Source organism: Rhodococcus phenolicus, from assembly GCF_001646785.1.
Lineage (GTDB): Bacteria > Actinomycetota > Actinomycetes > Mycobacteriales > Mycobacteriaceae > Rhodococcus > Rhodococcus phenolicus.
This window is the reverse complement of record NZ_LRRH01000232.1, coordinates 12,485-33,603: the sequence shown is the minus strand read 5'-3', so window position 1 is coordinate 33,603 and position 21,119 is coordinate 12,485. Positions and strand designations below refer to the sequence as shown.

16 protein-coding genes and 1 pseudogene are annotated in these 21,119 nt (G+C 69.6%); 9 read left to right on the top strand and 8 right to left on the bottom strand.

Annotated elements, in window-relative coordinates; genetic code table 11:
• Positions 1–37: 37 nt before the first annotated feature.
• The gene (locus A8G15_RS29465) at positions 38–718 is read right to left on the bottom strand and encodes a hotdog family protein (protein WP_068166773.1); all 681 of its coding nucleotides are present in this window, start codon (positions 716–718) and stop codon (positions 38–40) included.
• Positions 719–858: 140 nt separating this feature from the next.
• On the opposite strand from A8G15_RS29465, the gene A8G15_RS29460 reads away from it, so the two are divergent.
• The 6 genes and pseudogenes from A8G15_RS29460 (at position 859) to A8G15_RS29440 (ending at position 7,421) form a co-directional block, all read left to right on the top strand.
• A complete protein-coding gene (locus tag A8G15_RS29460) occupies positions 859–1,638 on the top strand; it encodes an enoyl-CoA hydratase-related protein (protein ID WP_082900257.1) in 780 nt (259 codons plus the stop codon).
• Between the two features lie 14 nt (positions 1,639–1,652).
• Positions 1,653–2,441, top strand: coding sequence for an enoyl-CoA hydratase/isomerase family protein (locus tag A8G15_RS29455; protein ID WP_425415142.1), 789 nt, complete (start codon positions 1,653–1,655; stop codon positions 2,439–2,441).
• A pseudogene (locus A8G15_RS30990) lies at positions 2,441–3,406 on the top strand (AMP-binding protein); the annotation flags it as partial. The gene A8G15_RS29455 and the pseudogene A8G15_RS30990, both read left to right, overlap by 1 nt.
• Positions 3,407–3,514: 108 nt before the next feature.
• A complete protein-coding gene (locus tag A8G15_RS30985) occupies positions 3,515–5,101 on the top strand; it encodes a class I adenylate-forming enzyme family protein (RefSeq protein WP_068166799.1) in 1,587 nt (528 codons plus the stop codon).
• A 134-nt stretch (positions 5,102–5,235) separates the two neighbouring features.
• Entirely contained in the window at positions 5,236–6,966 is a 1,731-nt protein-coding gene (locus A8G15_RS29445) for an acyl-CoA synthetase (protein WP_245688066.1), read from the top strand.
• A 74-nt stretch (positions 6,967–7,040) separates the two neighbouring features.
• Entirely contained in the window at positions 7,041–7,421 is a 381-nt protein-coding gene (locus tag A8G15_RS29440) for a DUF1622 domain-containing protein (RefSeq protein WP_068166768.1), read from the top strand.
• A gap of 34 nt (positions 7,422–7,455) precedes the next feature.
• Here the strand turns inward: A8G15_RS29440 and A8G15_RS29435 are convergent, their stop codons facing one another.
• The 4 genes from A8G15_RS29435 to alaS are packed head-to-tail and all read right to left on the bottom strand — an operon-like array spanning position 7,456 to position 13,238.
• Positions 7,456–8,289: a shikimate dehydrogenase gene (locus A8G15_RS29435; protein WP_068166797.1), complete on the bottom strand. Its 834-nt coding sequence runs from the start codon at positions 8,287–8,289 to the stop codon at positions 7,456–7,458.
• Entirely contained in the window at positions 8,279–10,051 is a 1,773-nt protein-coding gene (mltG, locus tag A8G15_RS29430; protein ID WP_068166766.1) for an endolytic transglycosylase MltG, read from the bottom strand. The genes A8G15_RS29435 and mltG overlap by 11 nt, the downstream gene beginning before the upstream one ends.
• Positions 10,048–10,572, bottom strand: coding sequence for a Holliday junction resolvase RuvX (gene ruvX / locus A8G15_RS29425; RefSeq protein WP_211270278.1), 525 nt, complete (start codon positions 10,570–10,572; stop codon positions 10,048–10,050). The genes mltG and ruvX overlap by 4 nt, the downstream gene beginning before the upstream one ends.
• Positions 10,572–13,238 (bottom strand): alanine--tRNA ligase, encoded by a 2,667-nt coding sequence (gene alaS, locus A8G15_RS29420; RefSeq protein WP_068166762.1) that lies wholly within the window; start codon positions 13,236–13,238, stop codon positions 10,572–10,574. The genes ruvX and alaS overlap by 1 nt, the downstream gene beginning before the upstream one ends.
• Positions 13,239–13,450: 212 nt before the next feature.
• Between alaS and A8G15_RS29415 the strand changes: the two genes are divergently transcribed.
• A complete protein-coding gene (locus tag A8G15_RS29415; RefSeq protein ID WP_068166760.1) occupies positions 13,451–13,669 on the top strand; it encodes a hypothetical protein in 219 nt (72 codons plus the stop codon).
• A gap of 6 nt (positions 13,670–13,675) precedes the next feature.
• Here the strand turns inward: A8G15_RS29415 and A8G15_RS29410 are convergent, their stop codons facing one another.
• Positions 13,676–15,082 carry a replication-associated recombination protein A gene (locus A8G15_RS29410; RefSeq protein WP_068166758.1) on the bottom strand — a complete coding sequence of 469 codons (1,407 nt, stop codon included), beginning with the start codon at positions 15,080–15,082 and terminating at the stop codon, positions 13,676–13,678.
• A gap of 126 nt (positions 15,083–15,208) precedes the next feature.
• Between A8G15_RS29410 and A8G15_RS29405 the strand changes: the two genes are divergently transcribed.
• Positions 15,209–16,870 carry an alkaline phosphatase D family protein gene (locus A8G15_RS29405; RefSeq protein WP_068166796.1) on the top strand — a complete coding sequence of 554 codons (1,662 nt, stop codon included), beginning with the start codon at positions 15,209–15,211 and terminating at the stop codon, positions 16,868–16,870.
• 26 nt (positions 16,871–16,896) lie between these two features.
• On the opposite strand, the gene A8G15_RS29400 is transcribed toward A8G15_RS29405, so the two are convergent.
• A complete protein-coding gene (locus A8G15_RS29400) occupies positions 16,897–18,066 on the bottom strand; it encodes a kinase (protein ID WP_068166756.1) in 1,170 nt (389 codons plus the stop codon).
• A 189-nt stretch (positions 18,067–18,255) separates the two neighbouring features.
• On the bottom strand, positions 18,256–20,049 hold the full coding sequence (gene aspS, locus A8G15_RS29395; RefSeq protein WP_068166755.1) for an aspartate--tRNA ligase: 1,794 nt from the start codon (positions 20,047–20,049) through the stop codon (positions 18,256–18,258).
• 141 nt (positions 20,050–20,190) lie between these two features.
• On the opposite strand from aspS, the gene ypfJ reads away from it, so the two are divergent.
• Entirely contained in the window at positions 20,191–21,102 is a 912-nt protein-coding gene (ypfJ, locus tag A8G15_RS29390; protein ID WP_068166753.1) for a KPN_02809 family neutral zinc metallopeptidase, read from the top strand.
• Positions 21,103–21,119: the final 17 nt, after the last annotated feature.

Genomic DNA, 21,119 nt, shown 5'->3' with positions numbered 1-21,119 from the left:
CACGAGCGCGACAGCAGGTACAGAACTCGCCGAAGTCCTACCGCGACACGCCCTTCCGCTCACCGTGCCGCGTCCCGGCAAGAGATCCGGACGGAGCGGCGACGGTATCGACGACACCCGTGCACAGCACCTCGCCGCCGAGCAGCAGCCTTGCCGTCGAGTCGATACCACGCTCCCCCACCGTGCGTACGATGTCGAAGTGCAGCTCCGTCGCCAGCGGAGTGGGGCGCCGGTAGGTCACCGTCAGCGAACGGGTCTTCCCGGCCACGCCCGACGCGCAGCTCTGTTGCTGGGTGACGCAGTCGAAGAAGACCCCGAGGAACCCGCCGTGTACCAGGCCGGGCGGACCTTCGAAGGCCAGCGGGAAGGTCACACGGCCCCGGGCGCGGTCCGCATCGAGCCGGTCGAAGACGTACTCCGGGAAGCACGGGTTGAACGCACCGACGTCGTACGCATGGTCGACGTAGACGCGGCGGGAGTCGTCGGCACCCGGACCCACCCGTGGTCGCACGTCACGAGCTGCCACCGATGCCAGGTCGCGTTCCCAGCCGGCGAGCCGGTCGGCCAGTTCGTCCATTGCCGGGTGCGGGTGTTCGAGCGACATCACGAGTCCGACGAGACGGCGCAGCGCGGGCGCGACCGCGAGTGCCTGCGGCAGCGGTGCCGCACCGTAGGCGATCCGGTCACCCTCGCCGGTCCGATCCTGGTGTTCGCCCATGAATTCCCTTCCCTCGAAACCCGTCCCCTGTTATCTTCGGACGGAGTAACGGTATCAATTACCGTAATACAAACAGTATAGATCCGGGGGCAGATGTGACCACGGCGGACCGAGATGCCGGCAGCGGGACCGACGGCGCCGTGACCGCGAACCGCGATGCCGCCGTTCTGCACCTCACCCTGGATCGTGTGGACCGCCGGAATTCACTGAGCCCGAGCATGATCGACTCACTCGTCGACCACCTCACACGCGCCGCGACCGACGATTCGTTGCGCGCGGTCCACCTTCGCGGTTCCGGCGACGACTTCTGCTCCGGTGTCGATTGGATCTCCCGCAACAGCAGTGGGACCCGCCCGCGCCCGGGCGATCTCGTGCGCCGTCTGCCCCACGGCGCACACCGCGTGATCGAACTCGTGCACACCATCCAGTTGCCGGTCGTGTGCACCGTCCGGGGCTGGGCCGCCGGCATGGGCTGCAATCTGGCGCTCGCCGCCGATTTCACCGTCGCGGCCGACGACGCCGTGTTCTGGGAACCGTTCGTCGCACGCGGCTTCAGCCCGGACTCCGGAGCGACCTGGCTGTTGCCACGCCTCGTCGGGATGGCCCGGTCCCGTCGGATGCTCATGCTCGGCGAGCAGGTGCCGGCCGGTGCCGCCGCCGACTGGGGCCTGATCCACGATGTGGTTCCGGCCGCCGATCTCGATTCCGCAACCGGCGAACTGCTGGACCGCCTCGCCTCCGGTCCGACCGTCGCGCTCGGCCTGACGAAACAGGCCCTGGCGAACGGCCAGCGCGCGACCCTTCCCGAGGCAATGAACCAGGAACTGTACGACCTGGAATTATCGTGCAGAACACATGATTTCAAGGAAGGTCTCGCCGCGTTCCGGCAGCGGCGCGCCCCGGAGTTCGAGGGTCGATGACGCAGGGGGCAAGTGTGAGCACCGTATTCGAGACCATCCACTTCGAGGTCGCGCCCGAGGACAAGGTCGCGACGATCACCCTGAACCGGCCCGAACGGCTCAATGCGTTCGACCGGCGGATGTGCGAGGAGATGGCCCGCGCATGGCGGACGGTCAAACTCGACGACGGGGTCAACGCGATCGTCCTGCGGGCGGCCGGTAGCCGGGCATTCAGCGCCGGGCTCGACATCACGTCGAGCTACGGCCAACCGGACAGCGTGTGGCACCACGAGGATCCGGGCGAGTTGCTCGGCCCCAAATGGCAGAAGATGTGGAAGCCCGTCGTGTGCGCGGTGCAGGGCATGTGCACCGCAGGCGGGTTCTACTTCGTCAACGAGGCCGACGTGGTGATCTGCTCGTCCGACGCCACATTCTTCGATTCGCACGTGTCGACCGGACTGGTGTCGGCGCTCGAACCGATCGGGTTGATGCGCCGGGTCGGCCTCGGTGAGACCTTGCGGATCGCGTTGACCGGCAACGACGAACGCGTCTGCGCCGACACCGCACTACGAATCGGCCTGGTCTCGGAAGTGGTTGCGCCGGAATCACTGTGGTCGCGCGCCCACGAGATCGCCACCGTCATCGCCGCGAAGCCGCCCGCCGCCACGCAGGGAACCGTCAAGGCCATCTGGGAATCACTGGACAAGCCGTATCGCGCCGCGCTCGACCACGGCCTGATCTACACCCGGCTCGGCAACCCGCTCGGCAAGGCTCAACTCGCGGACGCCCCCTCCGGCAACATCCGTACACCGAGGCTTCGCTGATGCACGCGACAACTGCCGATACCGCACCGGCGGCGACCGACCGGCTGACCGTCGGCGCACTCCTCCGCCGCCATGCCGCAGCAACGCCGCGGCGCCCGCTGTCGATCACCGGCGGAGCCCGGCTCGAATACGGCGATGCTGCAAGCCGATCCGCGCTTCTGGCCCGGACGCTCGTCGCTCTCGGCGTCGGTAGAGGCACCCACGTGGCCCTGCTGCTCCCCGACGGACCTCGGTTCGTGGTCGGGCTGCTCGCCGCCGCGCGCATCGGCGCGGTGACAGTCCCGATCCCCGCGACCCCGGCCACCACGAGCACCGTCGTCCGCGACCTGCTCGTGCACAGCGACGCGCGCGTGCTGGTCACGATCGGCGGTGGTCTCCCGCGCGATCTGCTCGACGATGCCGACATCGGACCCGGCGGCACGCTGTGGTGCCCGGCGGTCCCCCAGTTGCGTCATGTCCTGGCCGAGGGTGACGCCGATCCTCGCGTTCTCGATACCGGCACCGCGCCCCGCGTCGCCGAGCTCGTGGACGACAGGCTGCTCGCGGCCGTCGAGGACGATGTCACCGGCAGCGATCCCCTCGCCGTCGTGTACGTACCCGATCGGGACGACCCCCTCGGTGCGGTCCACACGCACGAGGGGTTGCTCGGCCGCCAGCGGATTCTCGACGAATCCGGCACCGTCCGGACGTCGCACTGCTCCCTTGCGCGAATCGAAGGATTCTCGGCACTGCTCGGAGCCCTGGCCGACGGCGCGACGCTGCGTTCGGACGCCGGGTCCGCACCAGCGGGAGATCCGCCGCCGGCGGCCACCGAGACCGGCGGGGGCGTCTTCGTCCCGTCCGGCGACGGGCGCACGGTGCGGCCGGTTCCCGGGTTCCGGCTGCGGGTCGTCGATCCCGGATGCGGCACGGACGTGCCCGTCGGCGAGATCGGAGAATTGTGGGTCCGCGGCCCGCACCTGATGCTCGGCTACCACAGACGCCGCCGCGAGGACTCCTTCGACCGGGACGGGTGGTTCCACACCGGAACCTGCGCCCGCATCGTCGCCGACGGCGCCGAACCGGTCGACACGATGTCGCCGCTCCACGTCGGCACAACGACCCGCACGCTCCCCGAGCCGGCCGAGACCACGATGCACTTGCTGGTGACAGCGTGTGCGGCCCGTCACCCCGACGTGGAGGCGGTGGTCGACCGGGTCGGCCGGCTCACCTACGGGGAACTCGACTCCACCACACGTGAGCTTGCGGCAGCGCTGGTCGAATCCGGGGTCGGCAAGGGCACCCGCGTGGGCCTGCTCATGCCCAACGGCACCGAATGGGTTCGGATCGCCGTCGCGCTCACACGGATCGGCGCGGTGCTGGTGCCCCTGAGCACGATGCTGCGGCGCCCGGAGTTGCGGGCCGCGCTGCGGGTTGCGGCGGTCCAGCAGGTGATCACCGTCGACGAGTTCCGCGGGCGGCGCTACCTCGACGATCTCCCCCCGGCCGAAACCGATGTCCACGACCCCGACCTACCTGCGCTGCGGCGCATCCGACGCGCCGCAGCACTGTCGCTCCCCGTTCCCGGCCGAGCGGCGCGGCTCGTGGCCGAGGCACTCGCCACCACCGTCACACCGGCCGACACGCTGGCGGTCATGTTCACCTCCGGCAGCCGTGGCGTTCCCAAGGGCGTCGTGCATTCGCACGGAAGTGCGTTCGGTGCCGTGCGATCCGGGCTCGGCGACCGCTGCATCGACTCGTCCACCCGCGTGTACCTGCCGATGCCGCTGTTCTGGGTCGGCGGGTTCGGCGGGGGGCTGCTGTCCGCGCTGCTGGCGGACGCCACCCTCGTCACCGAGGACATTCCGAGCCCCGACGCGACGCTCGCGCTGCTCCGCCGCGAGCGGGTGACTCTGTTTCGCGGCTGGCCGGATCAGGCGGAAGTCCTTGCCCGCCACGCCGAGTCGACCGGAGAACCCTGGGTCGCGACGCTCCGCGGCGGCAGCCTCGACGCGATGCTCCCGCCCGAGTTGCGCTCCCGCCCCGGCGCGCGGGCGAATCTGTTCGGGATGACGGAATCGTTCGGGCCGTATTGCGGCTTCCGCGCCGACACCGACATGCCGGAGACCGCGTGGGGAAGTTGCGGCAGGCCGTTCCGCGGGATCGAGGTCCGGATCGTCGAGCCCCGCGACGGCACGCCCTGCCCGGCCGGCACGGTCGGGATGATCCGGATTCGCGGGCCGCACATTCTGCGTGGCCTGTACGGTCGCGGCCGCGAGGACGTCTTCACCCCGGAGGGCTTCTACGTCACCGGCGATCTCGGGCACCTCGACCACGACGGATTCCTGTTCCACCACGGCAGGTCCGACGACATGTTCAAGGTCAGCGGCGCCACCGTCTATCCGGCCGAAGTCGAACACGCGCTGCGGGGCATCGACGGCGTCCGGGGCGCGTTCGTCACCGATGTGCCCGGCGCGAACGGCCCACGGGTAGCGGCGGCCGTGGTCCGCGCGAACGCCGCGATCACCGCGGAATCGTTGCGGGCGTCGGCACGGGAAGCGCTCAGTCCGTTCAAGGTGCCCACATTGTGGGCGCTGCTCGATTCGGACGAGGCCGTACCACGCGGTTCCACCGGCAAGATCGATCTCGTCGGTCTCCGTAATCTGTTCTCACCTGCATGAATCCACCCATCGGCACTCCGCGCCTGCGGTATCGTCCGAAGAACTGTACGACCGACGGTTCGCCGTTCGGGGCACCGCAGCACCGACCCGACGCTGCCGTAGCGCATTCGCCGACATCCATCCGAGGAGTTGCAGTGCCACACACGAACGGGATCGAATCATTCTCGACTCCAAGAGAATTCACCATCGATGCGGCGGCGAGCGTCGTCGCTGCCGCGATCCCGGACCGCGAGATGATCGTGCAGGGCGACCGCCGGTTCACCTACGCCCGGATCGACGAGCGCGCACGGCGCTTCGCGTCGTTCCTGCATTCGCAGGGACTGGGCTGCCACACCGAACGGTCCGACCTCGCCGCGCACGAAGTCGGCCAGGATCTGCTGGGGTGTCTGGCCTACAACGGAAACGAATACATCGAGGCACTGCTCGGTGCGTTCCGCGCGCGCGTCGCGCCGTTCAACGTCAACTACCGCTACACGGGCAGCGAACTCGGCGGGCTGCTCGCCAACTCGGAGGCGACGGCGTTGCTGTATCACGCGGCGTTCGCCCCGACGGTCGCGGCCGTACGGGCGAGCCTGCCGTCACTGCGGGTGCTGATCCAGATCGCCGACGGCTCCGGCAACGACCTGCTCGACGGTGCCGTCGACTACGAGACCGTGCTCGCCGCGAGTTCCCCCGCACCGCTGCCGATCCGATCCACCCCCGACGACCTCTACGTCCTCTACACCGGCGGCACGACCGGCACGCCCAAGGGGGTGCTGTGGCGGCAGCACGACATCCTCATGGCAGGCTGCGGCGGCAGGAACATCTACAACGGAGAACTGGTCGACTCCTACGAGAGCATCGCCGCGAACGCCGTCGCCAATCCGGGGCTGCGGATGATGATCCTGCCACCGCTGATGCACGGTGCCGCGCAGTGGGCCGCGCTGACCGCCGCCCTCACCGGGCAGACCGTCATCTTCTCGACGGTGCCCGACCATCTGGACGGTCCCGAGGTGGTCCGCACCATCGAACGGGAGAAGGTCGCCGTCGCCACCGTGGTCGGCGATGCCATGGCGCGCCCCCTCGCCGCCGCGATCGAGGACAGCGACGCCGATGTGTCGTCGCTGGTCCTGGTCGGGAACGGAGGAGCGGTGCTGAGCCCGACCGCCAAGCAGCGGCTCATCGCGGCGGTTCCCGGTCTCGTGGTGCTCGACGGCGTCGGATCGTCGGAGACCGGAGCGCAGATGCAACACACGTCCATGACGGGCTCGGTCGCCACCGGCACGTTCCGAGGGGGACCCGACACCTGCGTCGTCGCGGAGGATCTCGACGGTGTCCTCGGCCCGGGCCACGAGGGCATCGGCTGGCTCGCGCAGCGGCGATTCGCACCGCTGGGTTACAAGGGCGACGCCGAAAAGACCGCGGCGACCTTTCCCACCATCGGTCCGGACCGGTTCTCGCTGCCGGGTGACCGTGCCCGCCATCTCCCGGACGGCAGCATCGAACTTCTCGGCCGGGACTCGGCGACCATCAACTCGGGTGGCGAGAAGATCTTCGCCGAGGAGGTCGAACTCGCGATCGTCTCCCATCCGGGGGTGGTCGACGTCGTGGTCGCGGCACGGCCGAGCGAACGCTGGGGACAGGAGGTGGTCGCGATCGTGGTGCCCGTCGACGACGCCGGGCTCGACGCCACCGGTGTGATCGAACACGCCGCGCGGTCGATCGCCCGGTACAAGCTACCGAAGGCCGTCGTGTTCCGTCCCGAGATCGCCCGCAGCCCGGCCGGGAAGGCCGACTACCGGTGGGCACGCGCGCAGGCCGTGGCGGACGACGCTCGCACCGTCGCGGACGCGGACGCGGACGGTGCCCGGCACACGGTGACGTGATCTCTTCGTCCCCCATTTCCGGGCTGTCGTGGTCACAATGAATCGGACACGCGGCAGCATCGGAAGGGACGCGCATGGAGATCGCCGAGGTGATGGACAGCGTCGGCTCGGCCATCGACGTGGTCGGGGTCGCGGTCATCGTGGTCGGTGCGCTGGTTTCCAGCTGGATTGCGTACGACACCCGCAGGCGTACACCCGGCGCACCGATCTACGTCGCGTATCGGCGCAATCTGGGGCGGTCGATCCTGCTCGGACTCGAATTCCTGGTCGCGGCCGACATCATCAAGACCGTCGCGGTGACCCCCACCTTCTCCTCCGTGGGAGTCCTGGCGATCATCGTCCTGATCCGCACGTTCCTGAGCTGGTCGCTGCAGCTCGAAATCGACGGGCGCTGGCCGTGGCAGAAACCCGCCTCCGAAGGATCCGCGGGACAGGAAACGGCGTCGTCGTCGTGACGGACCCTGTCCGCCGTGATCGGCAGGCCCCCGCCTACAGCCCGACCGCCTGCGCCATGGCGGCCTGCGGTGCCGGGTGCCCGGTGAACTGCTCGACCTGACCGAACGCCTGGTGCAGCAACATGTACAGGCCCGACACGACGACGCTGCCTCGGCTCTGCGCCGCGGAGGCGAGCGGAGTCGGCCACGGATCGTAGATCGCGTCCAGGATGAACGGTGCCCGTGCGAGGACATCGGCGAACGGCGCAGCGCCGGCGGCCGGGACCGTCGACACCAGCGCCCCGGCCCCGGCGCACACGTCGGCGAGGGCCGGATCCTCGAATCCCACCCAGCGGGGCGTCACCCCGACCGCCTCGGCGCAGTCGTAGGTCTCGGTGGCGCGGGCCTGTGATCGTGCAACGACGGTGATCTCCCGGACACCGAGGGACGCCAGTCCGACGATCGCCGGCCGGGACGTGCCGCCGTTGCCGACGACGACGGCGCTGCGGCCGGTCAGGTCGGTGACGCCGATCGTGCCAAGTGCACCGGTGACACCGTCGACGTCGGTGCAGTCCGCTCGCCAGCCACCCTCGGTGCGCACGAGCGTGTTCGCGGAACCGATGGTCACGGCCCGATCGGTGCGTTCGTCCGCACAGGCCAGCGCCGCGAACTTCCCGGGCATGGTGACCGACAGACCGACCCATTCGGGGCCGAGCGAATCGACGAATCCGGGAAGTTGCTCGCCGGTGCATTCGATGCGCTCGTAGGTCCAGTCGGTCAGTCCCAACGCCCGGTATGCGGCCAGGTGCAGCAGCGGCGACTTCGAATGCCGGATGGGGCTGCCGAGGACCGCGGCCCTGCGGGCGCCGGTCTCTTTCTCATCTACCACTGTCGAGAATTCCGCTTTCCAGGGCTCGTTCGGTGTTCGCGAGGTGCTCCTCGTATCCGTCGGCGAACAGGGTCGTTCCCTGCGCATCGATGGTCACGAAGTAGATCCAGGTTCCCGGCTCCGGGTTCTCCACCGCCTGCAACGCTCCGATGCTGGGCGACGAGATCGGCGTCGCGGGCAGGCCGGGGCTCGCGTAGGTGTTCCACGGTGTCACTCGTTCCCGGTCCGCGTCGGTTGTGGCCAGTTCGGTCTCGTCGAGCGAGTAGTTCACCGTCGAGTCGAACTGCAGCGGCATGTCGATCGCGAGCCGGTTGAGGATCACTCGGGCGACCTTCGTGAAATCCGCGGGGAGCGCTTCACGTTCGACGAGGGACGCCGCGACGAGCAGTTCGTAGGGCGACAACCCGGCCTTGGCGGCCGCGTCGGCGATACCCGTGCTGTCGTACTGTTCGGCGCTGGCCGAGACGAGCCGGGCGAGCACCTCGGTGGCGCTTGCGGTGGGATCGAAATCCCAGCTTCCGGCCGCGATGAGACCTTCGAGCTGGCGATCGCGGTCCGGCACACCGGTCACCGCCTGCCGCGCCCACTCCGGAACACCGAGCGCAGCGAGATCGGTACTCGCGCCGGCCTGGTTGAGTTCGTCGTAGGTCAGGCAGTGGGAGGTTCCGCTGTCCTCGTAGCAACTCGCTTCCGCGATCAGCGTGTAGATGCCCTTGCGGACGGCGCCGGTGTTGACGTCCCGGATGTCGTGCAGCTGGCGGCCTTCGGACACGACCAGCGCACCGACCCGGGAGTCCGGGTCGACGAGTTCGGCGACCGCGTCGACCGCGGGAACGTTCGAGGCCAGGCTGTAGAAGCCGGGCTGCACCGCGTTCATTCCGGTGTTCTGTACGGCTGCGTTGAAGAACGCCGACGCGCTGGCGACGACACCCTTGTCGGCGAGTTCGCGGCCGATCTCGTCGGCGGTCTCCCCCGATCGGACCTGCACGACGACCGCCGGGCCGGCCGGGCCGGTGAAATCCGGGGGCAGACCGGGACCGGCGATCTTCTTGTAGACGAAGAACCCGCCGCCGACGGCGAGCACCAGCAGCAGCGCCACGGCGAGCGAGCCGATGATGCGTCCGCGCTTCTTGCGTGCGCCGGCCTCGCGATCGTGCGCGCGGCGTGCCGGGGACACCCCGACCGGTTGTGGCGCGGCACGCTCGTCGTCCTGCCACGACTCCGGTTCGGTGTCGTGTGGCGCCGCGTAGGGATCCTCCACCGCGTAGCGGTCCTGCTCATCGGTGAACTCTCCCCCGCCGTAACGGTCGGGACGGTCGGCGTAGCGGTACCCGCCGGCGTACTCGTCGTCGTCGTACCCGTCGCCGCTGTAGCCGCCGTCGGCGGTGCCGACCGGGTAACCACCGTCGGCGGTGCCGACCGGGTAACCACCGTCGGCGGTGCCGACCGGGTACGCACCGTCGGGGGTGCCGACCGGGTAGTCACCGTCGGTGCGACCACTGTCGGTGGTGTAATTCCCCGCGGCACCCATGGGGTTCGGGGGTGGGCCGTCGAACGCGCCTTCCTCGAAGTGGAGAACCGTCGTGGGTTCGTCGTCCGGTCGTGTGACCGGCCGAGGGTTCGGGTCCTGTGTCGAAGGGATCCTGTCGTAGGCGCCGCCGACTTTGCGACGGCCGTCGACGGGTTCCTCGCCGAAGGCGTCCCCGAAGAAATGTCGGTGTGTCACCTCGGTGTCGTCGTCGGACCGTCCGTGCCTGGTCACCGGCCGCCCCCCTGGTCGCCGTCCTCGGCCACGTTCAAAGCTGCACTCCGCTCGTCCAACCAACCCTGCAAGATGGCGACGGCCGCTGCCTGGTCGATGACCGGCCGCGCACCGCGCGCGCTGACTCCGCTCTCGCGGAGCGCACGCGCCGCAGTGACCGTGGTGAAGCGTTCGTCGGCCATCCGCACGGGAACGTCGGGCAGTTGCCGCCGAAGCCGGCGCGCGAAGTCGCTCGCCAGTTTCGCAGCCTTGCCGGGCTCACCGCGCAGCGTCTGCGGCAGACCGACGATAACCTCAACGGCCTCGTATTCCATAACGATTTGGACAATGTGCCGGATGTCGGGCGCGTCGGGCCCGCGGTCCTTGGACCGCGGGACCGTCTCGACGGGGGTCGCGAGGATGCAGTCGGGGTCGCACGAGGCGACACCGATCCGGACGCTGCCGACGTCGATGCCGATGCGCCGACCGCGTCCGGGGTCGTCGTCGCCCGGGCGATCCGGGCCGGCGACTTCCGCCACGATCAGCCGGCCAGCTCGCGCAGTCGCGTCCGGAACGCGTCGAGCGCCGCCGGGATGCCGTCGGCATCCGAACCGGAGCCCTGCGCCATGTCCGGCTTGCCGCCGCCCCGGCCGCCGATCGCCGGACCGAAGCTCGACACCAGATCGCCGGCCTTGATGCCCTTCTCCTGGGCGGCCTTGGTGGTGGCGACGACGAAGGGGACCTTGCCGTCGGCGCTGCCGAGCAGCAGCACGACCGCGGGTTCGCTGCCGAGGCGTCCGCGCACATCCGTCGCGAGGCTGCGCAGGTCGTTGCCGGCAACCCCTTCCGGTGCCTCTTCGGCGATCACCAGCACGTCCCCGACCCGCTGGGCCTTCTCGGCGAAGGTGCCCGCCGAGGCGAGGACCGCTGCGGCACGGGTCTTCTCGAGCTCCTTTTCGGCGACCTTGAGGCGTTCGATGAGCGATTCGACGCGACCGGGCACTTCCTCGGACGGCACCTTGAGCGTCGAGGACAGGCCGGCGAGCAGGGCACGTTCCTTGGCGAGATGCCGGTACGAGTCCAAACCGACGTACGCCTCGACGCGGCGGACACCGGAGCCGACGGACTGCTCCCCGAGCAGGGTGACGGTGCCGATGTGCGACGAGTGCTGCACGTGGGTGCCGCCGCACAGTTCCATCGAGAACGGCCCGCCGATCTCGACGACGCGGACCTCGTCGCCGTAGTTCTCGCCGAACAGCGCCATCGCGCCCATCTTCTTCGCCTTGTCCAGGTCGGTGACGAACGTGTTCACCGGGTAGTTCGCGGCGACGGCCTCGTTGGTGACGGCCTCGATGTCCTGCTTCTGCTGCTCGGAGAGCGCCCCGGGCCACGAGAAGTCGAAGCGCAGGTAGCCGGGCTTGTTCAGCGAACCGGCCTGAACCGCGTTGGGGCCGAGGACCTGACGCAGGGCGGCGTGCACCATGTGGGTGCCGGAGTGGCCCTGGGTGGCACCCTTGCGCCACTCGGGGTCGACCTGGACGAGAACCGTGTCGCCCTCGGTCACCTGGCCTTCGAGGACGGTGACCTTGTGCACCCACAACTGCTTCGCGATCTTCTGCACGTCGTTGACCTTGACGCGCAGACCGGTCGCGGTGATCGTGCCGATGTCGGCGATCTGGCCGCCGGCTTCGGCGTAGAGCGGGCTGCGGTCGAGGATCAGCTCGACGTCCTGACCTGCCTGCGCCGCGTGCAGGCGTTCGCCGCCGGTGATGACGGCCAGCACGTTGGCTTCGGACACCAGTTCGGAGAACCCGGTGAACTCGGTCGGGCCGCGGTCGAGCAGTTCCTTGTAGACGGTCAGGTCGGCGTGCGCGTGCTTGCGGGCGCGGGCGTCGTCCTTGGCTCGCTGGCGCTGCTCGGCCATGAGCGAGCGGAAGCCTTCTTCGTCGACGGACAATCCGGCCTCGGACGCCATCTCCAGGGTCAGGTCGATCGGGAATCCGTAGGTGTCGTGCAGCGTGAACGCCTCGGCTCCGCCGAGCACCGTCAGGCCTTCCGATTTGACTGCGTCGACGGCGCCTTCGAACAGCTTCGATCCGGTGTCGAGGGTCTTGAGGAACGCCGTCTCCTCGCCGACCGCGACGGTCTCGATGCGCGAGAAGTCGGTGGCCAGTTCGGGATAGGACGGCGCCATGGTGTCACGTACGACGGCCATGAACCGGGCCATGGTCGGGGTGGTCGCGCCGAGCAGTCGTGCCGAACGCACGATACGGCGCAGCAGGCGGCGCAGTACGTAACCGCGTCCGTCGTTGCCGGGGTTCACGCCGTCGACGATGAGCATCGCGGCGGTCCGGGCGTGGTCGGCGATGACGCGGAACCGCACGTCGGACGCGTGGTCGGCACCGTAGCGGCTGCCGGTCAGTTCCTGGGCCTTGTCGATGACGGGACGCAGCAGATCGGTCTCGTAGACGTTCTCGACGCCCTGCAACAGGAACGCGACGCGCTCGACACCCATGCCGGTGTCGATGTTCTTCTTCGGCAGCGGCCCGAGGATCGGATAGTCGTCCTTGGCGCCGCCCTCGCCCCGCTCGTTCTGCATGAAGACGAGATTCCAGATCTCGATGTAGCGGTCCTCGTCGGCTTCGGGGCCGCCCTCGACACCGTATTCGGGGCCGCGGTCGTAGAAGATCTCCGAGCAGGGGCCGCACGGGCCGGGGATGCCCATCGACCAGTAGTTGTCCTTCATGCCGCGCCGCTGGATGCGGTCCGCGGGCACACCGACCTCGTCGCGCCAGATTCCGTAGGCCTCGTCGTCGTCGAGGTACACGGTCGCCCAGAGCTTCTCGGGGTCGATGCCGTAGCCGCCCTCGTCGACGGAACCGGTGAGCAGCGACCAGGCGTGGGTGATGGCCTCGCGCTTGAAGTAGTCGCCGAAGGAGAAGTTGCCCGCCATCTGGAAGAACGTGTTGTGGCGGGTGGTGATGCCCACCTCTTCGATGTCGAGGGTGCGCACACACTTCTGCACCGACGTGGCCCGCGGGAAGGGCGGTGTCTGCTGACCGAGGAAGAACGGTACGAACGGCACCATGCCCGCGTTGACGAACAGCAGGTTCGGGTCGGCGAGGATCAACGAGGCGCTGGGCACTTCGGTGTGGCCGGCCTTCACGAAGTGGTCGAGAAAGCGCCTGCGGATCTCGTGGGTCTGCACGTCATGGTCCTTCGGGTCTGGCGGTGTGGTGTGTGCCCGCGGTGGGGCTGCCGACTCCGGCGAATCGGCCATCGTTCAGCTTATCGCGACTTCCGACCTCGCTGCCCGTCCCCCTCCGCCGGGACCCGCGTTCCCGCAGTGGAGCGGGCTCTCTATTCTTTCTGGCGAGATGGACATATCGGACCTGTCGGGCCGAAGGATCGGGAGTACCAGTGCCTGAACGGAAACTGCACGACATGGATACCGCGGCCGCCCAACGGGCCCGCGCCCTCGCGGACGCGCTCGCGGCTTCGCTCGACGGCTTGTTCGACCGAGTCGAGACAGCCCACCGCATCCCGGATGGGGACCTCCAGCGACTCACCGAACTCGTCGGCGCCTGGAACGACGCGGTGGCACAACGCGACGGCGCGGACCGCACCACACGCGCCTGACCGCTTTCATCCGCGCACGATGCGACGCAACTTCGGCACCCGCGACGCCAGTTCCCGTTCGACGCCGTGCGCGGTGGGCCGATAGTAGTCCACCCCCACGAGTTCGTCCGGCGGGTATTGCTGCGCCAGAACGCCGTCGGGATGGTCGTGCGGATAGCGGTAGCCGATCGCATTGCCCAGCCCCTGCGCGCCCTTGTAATGGCCGTCGCGCAGGTGCGGCGGCACGGGCCCGGCCCGGCCGGCCTTCACGTCCGCGATCGCCGCGCCGAGCGCCGCGGTCACCGCCCCGGATTTCGGTGCGGTCGCGATGTGGATCGTGGCCTGGGCGAGCGCGAGCTGCGCTTCGGGCATGCCGACCTGTTGCACCACCTGGGCGGCGGCGACCGCGGACTGCAATGCGGTCGGGTCGGCCATGCCGACTTCTTCGCTGGCCTGGATCATGAGCCGGCGTGCGATGAACCGGGGGTCCTCACCGGCGACGATCATCCGGGCCAGATAGTGCAGGGCGGCGTCGACGTCGGAACCGCGCAACGACTTGATGAACGCGCTGGCCACGTCGTAGTGCTGGTCGCCGTCGCGGTCGTAGCGGACGGCGGCCTTGTCGATGCTCGATTCGACGGTGGGCAGGTCGATGACCGGGTCACCACCGTCGGCGCGGTCCCCAGCGGTCTCGGCCGACGCCTCGAGCGCGGTGAGCGCGCGTCTGGCATCGCCCCCGGCGAGACGCACCAGGTGATCGAGCGCCTCGTCGGTCATCGTGACGGTGCCGCCGAGGCCGCGCGGATCGGTGCGGGCGCGTTCGATCAGCGCCCGGATGTCGTCGGGTGCCAGCGGCTGCAGCTGCAGCACCAGCGACCGCGACAGCAACGGCGCGACCACCGAGAACGACGGGTTCTCGGTGGTGGCCGCGACGAGCAGCACGATGCGGTTCTCGACGGCGGCCAGCAGCGCATCCTGCTGGGTCTTCGAGAACCGGTGGACCTCGTCGATGAACAGCACGGTCTGCTCGCCCTGCGCGAGTCGACGCCTCGCGAGTTCGATCACTCCGCGCACGTCCTTGACGCCGGCGGACAGCGCGGACAGCGCCTCGAATCTGCGGCCGGTGGCCCCGGAGATCAGCGAGGCGAGCGTGGTCTTACCGGTGCCGGGCGGCCCGTAGAGCACGACCGACGCGGCACCGGAGCCCTCGACGAGGCGCCGCAACGGCGCACCGGGCGCGAGCAGATGCTGCTGACCGACGACCTCGTCGAGACTGCGCGGACGCATCCGGGCCGCGAGCGGCGCGCCCGCGCCGCTGGGCCCGAGGTTCGCGCGGCGGATCGACGGCTCGGGTTCCGGTTCCGGCGCGCTCGGCGCCTCGAACAGGGCATCCGGAGAGGCGGCAGGATCGTCCGCCCCGAAAAGGTCACTCACCCCCACGACGCTACAAGGCGCGACGGACAACCGGCGCGGGCCGGCGGCACCGGAACTCCGGGTGAACAGCGTGTGCCCGCGTGTGTCGGTCTTTACCGATGTTCGTCCGTGTGGTCGGATCGGCAGGTGCCCACCACCTCACCGGGCCCGCGCGTCTCCAGGCGGGTCGTCCTGCGTTCCGGCGCTCTCGCCGCCGGCGTCGCCGCACTCGGTTCGACCGTCCCCGCGTCGGCAGCGCCGAACACCTTCGCGCACGGCGTCGCCTCCGGTGACCCGCTGCCCGACCGGGTCGTCCTGTGGACCCGGGTGACGCCGGCACCCGAGGCGACCCCCGGTTCGGGTCTGGGCCCGGACACCACGGTGCGCTGGGAGATCGCACCCGACGAGGAGTTCCGCGCGGCCGCCGCCTCCGGCACGGCGACCGCGACCGCGGCGTCCGATCACACCGTGAAGATCGACGCGGCCGGTCTCGAGCCGGACACCACGTACTTCTACCGTTTCACCGTCGTCGGATCCGGTGCCGTGTCCCCGACCGGGCGGACCCGTACCGCGCCGGCCGACGATGCGCGTCCGGGACGGCTGCGGTTCGGCGTGGTGTCGTGCGCGAACTGGGAGGACGGGTTCTTCGCCTCGTACCGGCATCTGGCGGCGCGCACCGATCTCGATGCGATCGTGCACCTGGGTGACTACCTGTACGAGTACGGGACCGGCGAGTACGCGCCGCGAAGCGGCCCGGTGCGTCGCCATGCGCCCGCGCACGAGATCCTCACGCTCGCCGACTACCGCGTCCGGCACGGCGAGTACAAGACCGACCCGGACCTGCAGGCGCTGCATGCGCTGTTGCCCTGGATCGTCACCTGGGACGATCACGAGTCGGCGAACGACTCGTGGTCCGGCGGGGCGGAGAACCACCAGCCCGCCGCCGAAGGAGCCTGGGCCGAGCGCATCGCCGCGGCGCGCCGGGCGTATCTCGAGTGGATGCCGGTGCGTGTCTCCGGCACGGAGCCGCGGCTCTACCGGCGGTTGCGGTTCGGTGACCTGGCCGAGCTGTCGATGCTCGATCTGCGCAGCTACCGATCCGAGCAGGTCGGCCTCGGACCGGGCCTGCGGGAGATCGACGACCCGGCCCGCACGATCACCGGCGCCGAGCAGATGTCCTGGCTGACCGCCGGTATCACCAGCTCGCCCACGCGTTGGCAGCTCGTCGGGAATCCGGTGATGTTCTCCCCGCTGCTGATACCGCCGCTCGACGCGCGCACCACGGCGGCGCTCACCGAACTCGCGGGTGTTCCCGCGGCCGGAGTGCCTGTCAACACGGACCAGTGGGACGGCTATCCGGCGGACCGGCAGCGGCTGCTCGACGCAATCGTGGCGACAGGTGGGCTCAACGTCGTGTTCCTCACCGGTGACATCCACACGTCGTGGGCGTGCGATGTTCCGGTGGACGCCGCCGCGTACCCGACGGCCGGCAGCGTCGCCACCGAACTGGTCCTCCCGTCCGTGACCTCGCAGAACATCGACGACATCCTCGGGACCGCGCCGCGCACGGCCTCCGTCGGAATCGAGTCGGCGGTGCGGGATCTCAACCGTCACGTGCGCTACGTCGAGCTCGATTCGCACGGCTACGGCGTCCTGGAGGTCACGCCCGACGCGGTGCAGATGGACTGGATGTACGTGCTCGATCGAGCCGACCCGGCGACCGGTGCTCGCCTCGGCGCCAGCATGCGGGTGCCCGCCGGGTCGGCTCGCGTCGAACCGGCGGCACCACTGGACCCCGTCGTGCGCTGACGCGGGGCCGTCGGCCGTGGCCTGTCTCAGGCGTCGTCGCGGCGACCCCGGATGCACGCCAGCACGTCGCGGGCGTGTTCGGCGATGTCGTCGTGGCCGGTGTCCGCGGCGAACTCGGCGAGCAACGACCACCGGGACTCGAGCGCGTCGAGCCGGTGCACGGACAGCTGATGCGACCGCACCGAGGCGATGCGTGCGTGGTCCTCGGGGAGGTACAACTCGGTGCTCAACCACACGCAGGCGAGCTGCGCGTCGAGCAGGCGCGTGGCGAAGACTTCGTCGAACGCCAGCTGAGGCCACATCGCCACGACCTCGGCGCGCCAGGCATCCGCCATCGCCCGGGCGCGATCCAGCGTCAGCGGGGCGGTGCACAGGCAGGCGGGGAAGGAGGTCAGGGCGTAGGCGATGTCGAGGGTGGCGTCCCGGAATCCGCCCCACTCGTAGTCGAGGAACTGCACGCCGTCGTCGCCGACGACGATGTTGTCCGGGCACAGATCCGACGGGCTGAACGCCCGGAACCGTCCACCGGTGAACAGGCGGGCGGCCCGGTCTGCGCGATCGAGGACGGACTGCGGCACCGTGAGCCCGAAATCGCGGGCGAGGAGTTCGGGAACCGCGTGGACGGCCTGCACGGCCTGCTCGGCCATGACATCGGCGGCATTGCCGACGTCGGCGCGACGCAGCAGGGCCGCGAAGTCCTCCTCGCGGCCGACGGTCGCGGCGTGCATGCGGCCGAGCGCCTGGGCGAGAGCCATCAGCGTGTTGCCGACCGTGTCGGCGTCGCCGCTGCGCAGCAGCGAGGCGAGCGGAGTCGCGTCACCGAGGTCGCTGAGGACGAGCAGACGGGTTTCGAAGTCGTAGGCGAGCAGTTCGGCGCCCGGCCGGTTGTCCTTCGCGAGGGCGGTCGCGAACTGGTAGGACACCGCCTCCCGCAGGAACGCGACCTCTTCGCCGGTTTCGGCGCCACGGAAGTCCACGTGCCCGATACCGCGGGTCCGCGGAAGCTGCTTGAGCACGAGCGTCCGGGGAAGCGAGAACGGGTTGGCCGCGACCCGCACGCGGAGCACGGTGGACATGCCGCTCCCCCCGAGATCCACGGGGTCGGCGAGCGTCACCGGTGCGCCGGTACGGCGGGTGAGCAGTTTTTCGGCTGCCTGAACAACCTCTGAGACGGGGTCTGCCAATGTTGCAGTCATCGCTTGACAATCTACCCGGTGCCGGGCCCCCGCAGGTCCTGCAGAAGTCTCGAAACGGCTAGGACCTTCGGTGCGAGGACACGGAACGGCCGCGGGCGTGCGGTGCGCGCACCGGCCGCCGAGACCGGAGAAAACGCCCGGATCCGTGGGGTGCCGGCGCGGTGTGCGGCACCCCACGGATCGGCCGTTCTACCGATCGTCCTTCTTCGGCTCGTCCTCCTTCGGCTCGGGCTTGAAGTCCATGCCGGACTCCTTGCGCTGGGCCGCGCTGATCGGGGCGGGCGCGTCGGTCAGCGGGTCGACGCCACCGCCGGACTTCGGGAACGCGATGACCTCGCGGATCGACTCCATCCCGGCGAGCAGCGCGGTGATGCGGTCCCACCCGAACGCGATGCCGCCGTGCGGCGGGGCGCCGTACTTGAACGCGTCGAGCAGGAAGCCGAACTGTTCCTGCGCCTGCTCCTCCGAGATTCCCATGACCTTGAAGACGCGTTCCTGCACGTCGGGCCGGTGGATACGGATCGAACCGCCGCCGATCTCGTTGCCGTTGCAGACGATGTCGTAGGCGTAGGCCAGAGCCGTACCGGGGTCGGTGTCGAAGGTGTCGAGGAACTCGGGCTTGGGCGAGGTGAACGCGTGGTGCACCGCGGTCCACGCGGACGAGCCGAGGGCGACGTCGCCGGACGCGGTCGCGTCGGCGGCGGGCTCGAAGAGCGGCGCGTCGACGATCCACACGAACGCCCACGCCTTGGGATCGATCAGATCGAGCTTGCGGGCGATCTCGCCGCGTGCGGCACCCAGCAGCGCACGCATGGGCTTGGTGGCCCCCGCTGCGAAGAAGATGCAGTCGCCGGGCTTCGCCCCGACGTGGTCGCACAGTCCGGCACGCTCGGTGTCGGTGAGGTTCTTCGCGACCGGGCCGGACAGTTCACCGTCCTCGCCCACCAGGACGTAGGCCAGACCCTTCGCTCCGCGCTGCTTGGCCCATTCCTGCCAGGCGTCGAGTTGGCGGCGGGGCTGGCTCGCACCGCCCGGCATGACGACGGCCCCGACGTACTCGGCCTGGAACACCCGGAAGGTGGTGTCCTTGAAGAAGTCCTTGCATTCGACGAGTTCGATGTCGAACCGCAGGTCCGGCTTGTCGGAGCCGAACCGGCGCATCGCCTCGGCGTAGGTCATGCGCGGGATCGGGGTCTCGAGTTCGAAGTCCACGAGGCGCCACAGCGCGTGCAGGATCTCCTCGGCCAGCAGGATCACGTCCTCCTGGGTCACGAAGGACATCTCGATGTCGAGCTGAGTGAACTCGGGCTGACGGTCGGCGCGGAAATCCTCGTCGCGGTAGCAGCGGGCGATCTGGTAGTACCGCTCGATACCACCGACCATGAGCAGCTGCTTGAACAGCTGCGGGCTCTGCGGCAACGCGTAGAAGTTGCCGGGCTGCAGGCGCGCCGGCACGACGAAGTCGCGGGCCCCCTCGGGCGTGGACCGGGTCAGCGTGGGCGTCTCGACCTCGACGAACGAGTGGTGCGCGAGTACCGCGCGGGCCGCCGCGTTGACCTTGCTGCGCAGGCGGATGGCCTTGCCCGGTGCCTCGCGGCGCAGATCGAGGTAGCGGTACTTCAGACGTGCTTCCTCACCGGCCTGGTCGTCGAGCTGGAACGGCAGCGGCGCCGCCTCGTTGAGGACCTCGAGGGAAGTCGCGTCGACCTCGATCGCGCCGGTCGGAATGTCGAAGTTCTGGTTGCCGTCCGGGCGCACCTCGACGACACCGGTGACCTTGACACAGAACTCCGCGCGCAAGCGGTGGGCCTGCTCGAGGACCGCGGCATTGCGGAACACGACCTGGGCGACACCGGATGCGTCGCGCAGGTCGATGAAGATCACCCCGCCGTGGTCGCGGCGCCGGGCCACCCAACCGGTGAGGGTGACGGACTGCTCGGCGTGCTCGGCTCGCAACGAGCCGGCGAGATGGGTGCGCAGCACGGAATTCCTTTCGAAACGATCCAACGAGGTTCTTCGTCGGCTGTAATCCTACGAAAGACACGGATGTGACGAGGACACCCGTACCCGATTGCGCATGCCAAGCTTGTGCAGCCGAATCACCTGCAACAAGAAAGCGATGCGATGACGTTCAACGACGGGGCACGGATCGAGGCGGGCCGGGTCCGCCGGGGCGGCGGTGGTCGCGGCGGCAGGATCGCGGTCGGCGGCGGCGTGGGCGGCATCATCGTGCTGATCCTCGCGCTGCTGTTCGGCGGCGATCCGGGGTCGCTGCTCGGGACCGGCCCGGTCGACGGGAACGACCCCGCCGGTGCCGCCGGTTCGGAGGACTGCCGGACCGGCACGGATGCCAACTCTGATGTGAACTGCCGGGTCGAGTACACCGTCGGCAGCCTCGATCTGGTGTGGGAGCAGCAGTTGGCACAGCAGACCGGAGTCCCCTACGTGCGGCCCGAGGTGCAGTTGTTCTCGGGTTCCGTCGCGACCGGCTGCGGCAATGCGACCAGCGATGTCGGCCCGTTCTACTGTCCCGCCGACCAGACCGCGTACTTCGACACGAGCTTCTTCCAGGAACTCGTGACCCGATTCGGCTCCAGCGGCGGCCCGCTGGCGCAGGAGTACGTCGTCGCCCACGAGTTCGGCCATCACCTGCAGACGCAGCTCGGGGACATCGGCCGCGCGCAGGCCGACCCGCGCGGTCCGGAGTCCGGCGCGGTGCGCACCGAATTGCAGGCCGACTGCTATGCCGGTGTGTGGGCGCACCACGCGGACGAGATGGTCGATCCGGAGACCGGCCAGCCGTTCCTCGTGCCGCTCTCGGACACCGATGTTCGTGACGCGCTGTCCGCAGCGTCGGCGGTCGGTGACGACCGCATCCAGGCCGCCGCGACCGGCCGGGTCAATCCGGAGGGCTGGACCCACGGGTCGTCGGAACAGCGACAGAAGTGGTTCCTCGCCGGCTATCGCACCGGGCAGGTGGCGGCGTGCGACACCTACACGGCACCGGACCTCGACAACCCCGCGGCGCTTCGCTGATCCTGTCTGCCACTGTT

Coding starts and splice junctions, on each gene's coding strand:
- A8G15_RS30985 (WP_068166799.1), top strand. CDS start 3,515: ATGTCGCCGCTCCACGTCGGCACAACGACCCGCACGCTCCCCGAGCCG.
- ypfJ (WP_068166753.1), top strand. CDS start 20,191: ATGACGTTCAACGACGGGGCACGGATCGAGGCGGGCCGGGTCCGCCGG.
- A8G15_RS29400 (WP_068166756.1), bottom strand. CDS start 18,066: ATGACTGCAACATTGGCAGACCCCGTCTCAGAGGTTGTTCAGGCAGCC.
- A8G15_RS29440 (WP_068166768.1), top strand. CDS start 7,041: ATGGAGATCGCCGAGGTGATGGACAGCGTCGGCTCGGCCATCGACGTG.
- A8G15_RS29465 (WP_068166773.1), bottom strand. CDS start 718: ATGGGCGAACACCAGGATCGGACCGGCGAGGGTGACCGGATCGCCTAC.